The 6217-nt window shown below is 61.1% G+C and carries 4 protein-coding genes; all 4 read left to right on the top strand.

Annotated elements, in window-relative coordinates; all coding sequences use genetic code 11:
* Positions 1 to 955: 955 nt before the first annotated feature.
* The 4 genes from flhA (at position 956) to fliA (ending at position 6121) form a co-directional block, all read left to right on the top strand.
* Entirely contained in the window at positions 956 to 3085 is a 2130-nt protein-coding gene (gene flhA, locus AEQ63_RS26970) for a flagellar biosynthesis protein FlhA (protein WP_064365467.1), read from the top strand.
* 11 nt (positions 3086 to 3096) lie between these two features.
* Positions 3097 to 4437, top strand: a complete 1341-nt coding sequence (gene flhF, locus AEQ63_RS26965) for a flagellar biosynthesis protein FlhF (protein WP_042607545.1) — start codon at positions 3097 to 3099, stop codon at positions 4435 to 4437.
* Positions 4438 to 4553: 116 nt separating this feature from the next.
* Positions 4554 to 5384: a flagellar synthesis regulator FleN gene (fleN, locus tag AEQ63_RS26960; protein ID WP_016771060.1), complete on the top strand. Its 831-nt coding sequence runs from the start codon at positions 4554 to 4556 to the stop codon at positions 5382 to 5384.
* The gene (fliA, locus tag AEQ63_RS26955) at positions 5381 to 6121 is read left to right on the top strand and encodes an RNA polymerase sigma factor FliA (protein WP_016771059.1); all 741 of its coding nucleotides are present in this window, start codon (positions 5381 to 5383) and stop codon (positions 6119 to 6121) included. Before fleN ends, fliA begins: the two co-directional genes overlap by 4 nt.
* The last annotated feature ends 96 nt before the right edge of the window (positions 6122 to 6217 follow it).

Raw genomic sequence — 6217 nt, 5'->3', positions numbered from 1 at the left:
CGCACCGCAGGCCGTGATACGGAAAGTTGTCCAGCGCGGCGGCGATGTTGATACCCCAGACATCGGGATCCTTCGACACCGGGTCCTTGCTGCGACCAGGGATGCCGAGTTCTGCGAGTAGCAGGGGCTTTTGGGGGCTGGACATGGAGACGGCTCCGACGGGAAGTGACGGAACGAGTTAACGCGACTTGGCGTGAATGCACACCTGTCAGACTTGACAGGTGTGCGGTGATATCCGACGAGCGGTCACCTTCGCGGACGCCTCGCCCGAAAAAGCATCGTCAGTTGCAAGCGCCTTATCAGCGGTAACGACGTCCATAGACCAGAGGCTTAACGGTGGTTGCGTGGAGCCGGGTGGGTAGAGGTAGTGGTCGAGGGGCAGCTATACGCGGGTCGCAGACCGGGACTCTAGAACCGGCAGACCCGAAGGTCTCCCACGTACAGCCGCCATAAAAAAACGGGTGTTGTGCGTCCAGAGATCGACGGGCTGCGAGACCCGATCGCTGATTGGTCAGCGACCGGACAACAATAGAACCCGCCCCCAAGGCGCACAAGCCGGCGGATTCTGGCTTGGCTGTAGGCAATGGCGCCAAGGATTTGTAGCCTCAAAGGCGTGTCCTGAAGTGTCTTTTGAACTCCTCGGTTTAAAGGGCACTTTGTGCTGATTTCACTGGCCCCTTCGCGAGCAGGCTCGCTCCCACAGTCTGGAAGGCATTTCAATCTGACATCTGGAATGCGGTCCCCTGCAGGAGTGAGCCTGCTCGCGATAGCGGTCTTTCTGATGTAAATGCATTGACTGAAAAGTCCTCATCGCGAGCAGGCTCACTCCTACAGTGGTCGCGTTCACCACCCTGTCTGTTTCAATCAATCGCGAAAGTTGGAAAGCTTCTTGCAGTAGCCGCCCTGCGCCCGTTCGGGGCGTCAAAAGTTTGCTTTAAAGGAACGGGGAAAACCGGTGGATCGCACTCAGTTATTCAATACAGCACGCACCAACGTTGCCGACCTCAGTCGAGGCAATCTGGGCGTGCCGTTGTTGCTGCTGGTCATGCTGGCGATGATGATGTTGCCGGTGCCGCCGTTCCTGCTCGACGTCTTCTTTACCTTCAACATTGCCCTGTCGATCGTCGTCCTGCTGGTCTGCGTGTATGCGCTGCGCCCGCTGGATTTCGCGGTGTTCCCGACCATTCTGCTGGTGGCGACGCTGCTGCGGCTGGCGTTGAACGTGGCCTCGACGCGGGTGGTGATGCTCCACGGTCAGGACGGCCACGCCGCGGCCGGTAAGGTGATTCAGGCCTTCGGTGAGGTGGTGATCGGCGGTAACTACGTGGTCGGTATCGTGGTCTTCGCGATCCTGATGATCATCAACTTCGTCGTGGTAACCAAGGGTGCAGGGCGGATTTCCGAGGTGAGCGCGCGTTTCACCCTCGATGCGATGCCCGGCAAACAAATGGCGATCGACGCCGACCTCAACGCCGGCCTGATCGACCAGAACCAGGCCAAGGCGCGCCGTCAGGAAGTTGCCCAGGAGGCGGAGTTCTACGGCTCGATGGACGGTGCCAGCAAGTTCGTCCGCGGTGACGCCATCGCCGGTTTGCTGATCCTGTTCATCAACCTCATCGGCGGCATGGCCGTTGGTATCTTCCAACACGGCATGAGCTTTGGCGACGCCGGCCGGGTTTACGCGTTGTTGACCATCGGTGACGGTTTGGTGGCGCAATTGCCATCACTGTTGTTATCGACAGCGGCGGCGATCATGGTGACCCGTGCTTCCGGCTCGGAAGACATGGGCAAGCAGATCAACCGCCAGATGTTCGCTTCGCCGAAAGCGCTGGCCGTAGCCGCTGGTTTGATGGCGGTGATGGGCCTGGTGCCGGGCATGCCGCACTTCTCCTTCCTGACCATGGCAGCGCTGGCCGCGGGCGGCGCGTACCTGTTCTGGAAGAAGCAGAACGTCGCCAAGGTCGTGGCGCTGGAAGAGGTCAAGCGTCAGCAGGAGCTGCTGCCGTCGCCGGCTCGCGCCATGGAAACCAAAGAACTGGGCTGGGACGACGTCACGCCGATCGACATGATCGGTCTGGAAGTCGGCTATCGCCTGATCCCGTTGGTGGACCGCAATCAGGGTGGGCAATTGCTCGCGCGGATCAAGGGCGTGCGCAAGAAGCTCTCGCAGGACCTGGGCTTCCTGATGCCGACCGTGCACATCCGCGACAACCTCGATCTGGCGCCGAGCGCTTACCGCCTGACCCTGATGGGCGTGATTCTCGCCGAGGCCGAGATCTACCCGGATCGCGAACTGGCGATCAACCCCGGCCAGGTCTACGGCTCGCTCAACGGTATCAACGCCAAAGATCCGGCTTTCGGCCTCGAGGCGGTGTGGATCGAAATCAGCCAGCGCGCCCAGGCGCAATCGCTCGGCTACACCGTGGTTGACGCCAGCACCGTGGTCGCCACGCACTTGAACCAGATTCTGTACAAGCACTCCAGCGAGTTGATCGGCCACGAAGAAGTGCAGCAACTCATGCAATTGCTGGCCAAGAGCTCGCCGAAACTGGCTGAAGAGCTGGTGCCGGGCGTGGTTTCGCTGTCGCAGTTGCTCAAGGTCCTGCAAGCGCTGCTCGCCGAACACGTGCCGGTGCGCGACATTCGCAGCATCGCCGAAGCGATCGCTAACAACGCCGCCAAGAGTCAAGATACCGCCGCTCTGGTCGCCGCTGTGCGGGTCGGCGTATCCCGCGCCATCGTCCAAAGCATTGTAGGCACTGAGTCCGAGCTGCCTGTGATCACATTGGAACCAAGGTTGGAACAGATATTGCTCAATAGTCTGCAGAAGGCAGGACAAGGCTCGGAAGAGGGCGTTCTGCTGGAGCCAAGCATGGCCGAGAAGCTGCAACGTTCGTTGATCGAAGCGGCCCAGCGGCAGGAAATGCAAGGCCAACCGGTGATCTTGCTGGTAGCAGGCCCGATTCGCGCGATGCTCTCGCGCTTTGGCCGCCTCGCAGTCCCTGGGCTGCATGTGCTGGCCTACCAGGAAGTACCGGACAACAAGCAAGTGACCATCGTTGCGACAGTAGGGCCCAACGGCTGAGGTAGTGGTTTATGCAAGTTAAGCGTTTTTTCGCCGCCGATATGCGTCAGGCCATGAAGCTGGTTCGCGATGAGCTGGGCGCTGATGCCGCCATCATCGGCAACCGCCGCATCGCCGGCGGCGTCGAGTTGACGGCGGCACTGGATTACAAGTTGTCGGCGCTGGCGCCGCGGGTTCCGAACATGGAGCTCGAAGACGAACTGCGCAAGACCCAGTCGCGCATCGTCACCGCCCAGGCCGAACTGAGCCTGCGTGGCGAAGCCGACGGCAACACCAATCAGCAATTGTTCGCCGGGCTGCCATTGACCGCAGGCCTGCCGCTGACCGCTGCCGAGCCGCTGAGCGAGCCAACCTACGCTGCCCCGGCGCGTCCGGCCGCAGCGCCTGCGCAGGCCTCGGCGGGTGTCGATCCGCGAGCACTGGATTCGATGCGTTTTGAATTGAACAGCCTGCGCGAGCTGATGGAAGTGCAGCTCGGCACCCTGGCCTGGAATCAGCTGCAAGGCAGCCGTCCGGCTCAGGCCAATCTGTATCGCCGTCTGCAGCGCATCGGCCTGTCGGGCCCGCTGTCGCGCGATCTGTTGGCGCTGATCACCGATATCGAAGAGCCGCGTCAAGCCTGGCGCATGCTGCTCGCGCATCTGGCGCGGATGATCGCCGTACCGGAAGTCGAGCCGCTGGAAGAGGGCGGTGTGATTGCCATGGTCGGCCCGGCCGGCATGGGCAAGACCACCACGCTGGCCAAGCTTGCCGCGCGTTATGTGCTCAAGTACGGCGCGCAGAACGTTGCGCTGGTGAGCATGGACAGCTTCCGCATCGGCGCGCAGGAACAACTGAAAACCCTCGGGCGCATTCTCAACGTGCCGGTGACCCACGTCGATCCGGGCCAGTCGCTGGTCCAGGCATTGGATCCACTGCTACGCAAACGCGTGGTTTTGATCGATACTGCCGGGCTGCAAGCCAGTGATCCGGCGTTGCGCATGCAACTTGAGAGCCTGGCCGGGCGTGGCATTCGCTCGAAAAATTATCTGGTGCTGGCAACCACCAGCCAGAAACAGGTTCTAACCGCCGCTTATCACAGTTACAAGCGTTGCGGGCTGGCCGGTTGCATCCTGACTAAACTGGATGAAACGGCCAGTCTCGGCGAAGTGTTGAGCCTGGCGATCAGTCATGAATTGCCGGTCGCGTACCTGACCGATGGCCCACGGATTCCGGATGATCTGCATCTGCCGCGCCGTCATCAACTGGTCAGCCGCGCCGTCAGCGTGCAAATGCAGGAAGAACCCAGCGAAGAAGCCATGGCTGACATGTTCGCTGATATCTATCACAGCCCGACCAAGCAGGTTGGCTGAGGTAATCATGAACAGTTTTTGTACCTACATCGATGGTCTGCCACGCATTGTTCCGATCGGGAACGCGCAGCCAGTAATGTGGCCTCCGTCTATGCAAGACAAGGTAAAGAAATAACATGGGCAGCATGCATCCCGTACAGGTGATCGCGGTGACCGGCGGCAAAGGTGGCGTCGGCAAGACTAACGTGTCAGTGAACTTGTCGCTGGCGCTGGCAGAGCTTGGCCGTCGGGTCATGCTGCTGGACGCCGACCTGGGCCTGGCCAACGTCGACGTTCTGCTGGGGCTGACGCCCAAGCGCACACTGGCTGACGTTATCGAAGGCCGTTGCGAACTGCGCGACGTGCTGTTGCAGGGCCCGGGCGGGATTCGCATCGTGCCGGCGGCCTCCGGCACGCAGAGCATGGTGCACCTGAGCCCGGCGCAACACGCCGGCCTGATCCAGGCGTTCAGCGACATCGGCGACAATCTCGACGTGCTGGTGATCGACACCGCTGCGGGTATTGGTGACTCGGTAGTCAGTTTCGTTCGCGCCGCGCAAGAGGTGTTGCTGGTGGTCTGCGACGAGCCGACTTCGATCACCGACGCTTACGCGCTGATCAAGTTGCTCAATCGCGACTACGGCATGAACCGCTTCCGCGTGCTGGCCAACATGGCGCAGAGCCCGCAGGAAGGGCGCAACCTGTTCGCCAAGTTGACCAAGGTCACGGATCGCTTCCTCGACGTCGCCCTACAATACGTCGGCGCCGTGCCGTATGACGAAAGCGTGCGCAAGGCGGTGCAGAAGCAGCGCGCCGTCTACGAAGCCTTTCCCCGTTCCAAGTGCGCGCTGGCCTTCAAGGCCATCGCCCAGAAGGTCGACACCTGGCCGCTGCCCGCCAACCCGCGCGGTCATCTGGAATTTTTCGTCGAGCGTCTCGTGCAGCAAACCGCAGGGCCTGTGATATGACCGCCAGTGGCATGAATCTTTACAAAAAGTCGGCGCGTGACGCGCAATACGAATTGATCGAGCGCTACGCGCCACTGGTCAAGCGCATTGCCTATCACTTGCTGGCACGCCTGCCGGCCAGCGTGCAGGTCGAAGACCTGATCCAGGCCGGGATGATCGGTTTGCTCGAAGTGTCGACCAAATACGACGCCAGCAAAGGCGCCAGTTTCGAAACGTACGCGGGCATTCGAATCCGCGGCGCGATGCTCGATGAAGTGCGCAAAGGGGACTGGGCGCCACGCTCGGTTCACCGCAATACCCGGATGGTCAGCGACGCGATTCGCTCGATTGAAGCTAAAACCGGCCGTGACGCTAAAGATCACGAGGTTGCGGCCGAACTCCAATTGAGTCTCGATGATTACTACGGGATTCTGAATGACACCTTGGGCAGTCGCCTGTTCAGTTTCGACGACCTGTTGCAGGACGGCGAACACGAAGGGCTGCACGAGGATGGCGCCAGTGCGCATATGGAGCCGTCACGCGATCTGGAAGATGAACGCTTCCAGGCGGCGCTGGCGGACGCGATTGCCAATTTGCCGGAGCGTGAGCGACTGGTGTTGGCGCTGTACTACGACGAAGAGCTGAACCTCAAGGAAATCGGTGAGGTCCTTGGCGTGAGTGAATCGCGGGTCAGCCAGTTACACAGCCAGTGCGCGGCCCGTTTGCGGGGGCGTTTGGGGGAGTGGCGAGCGCGCTGAAGGCAGTGTGGGGACACTGCGAAACGAGGCTGGTGCAGTGATGAACGGCGCCGGTCTCGATCCGTTGTGCTCCAGACAAACTTTAAGTGCTGCGCC

Source organism: Pseudomonas sp. RIT-PI-o, from assembly GCF_001297215.1.
Classification (GTDB): Bacteria; Pseudomonadota; Gammaproteobacteria; order Pseudomonadales; family Pseudomonadaceae; genus Aquipseudomonas; species Aquipseudomonas moraviensis_A.
The sequence above is the reverse complement of the archived record's forward strand: the minus strand, read 5'-3'. Positions and strand labels throughout refer to the sequence as shown.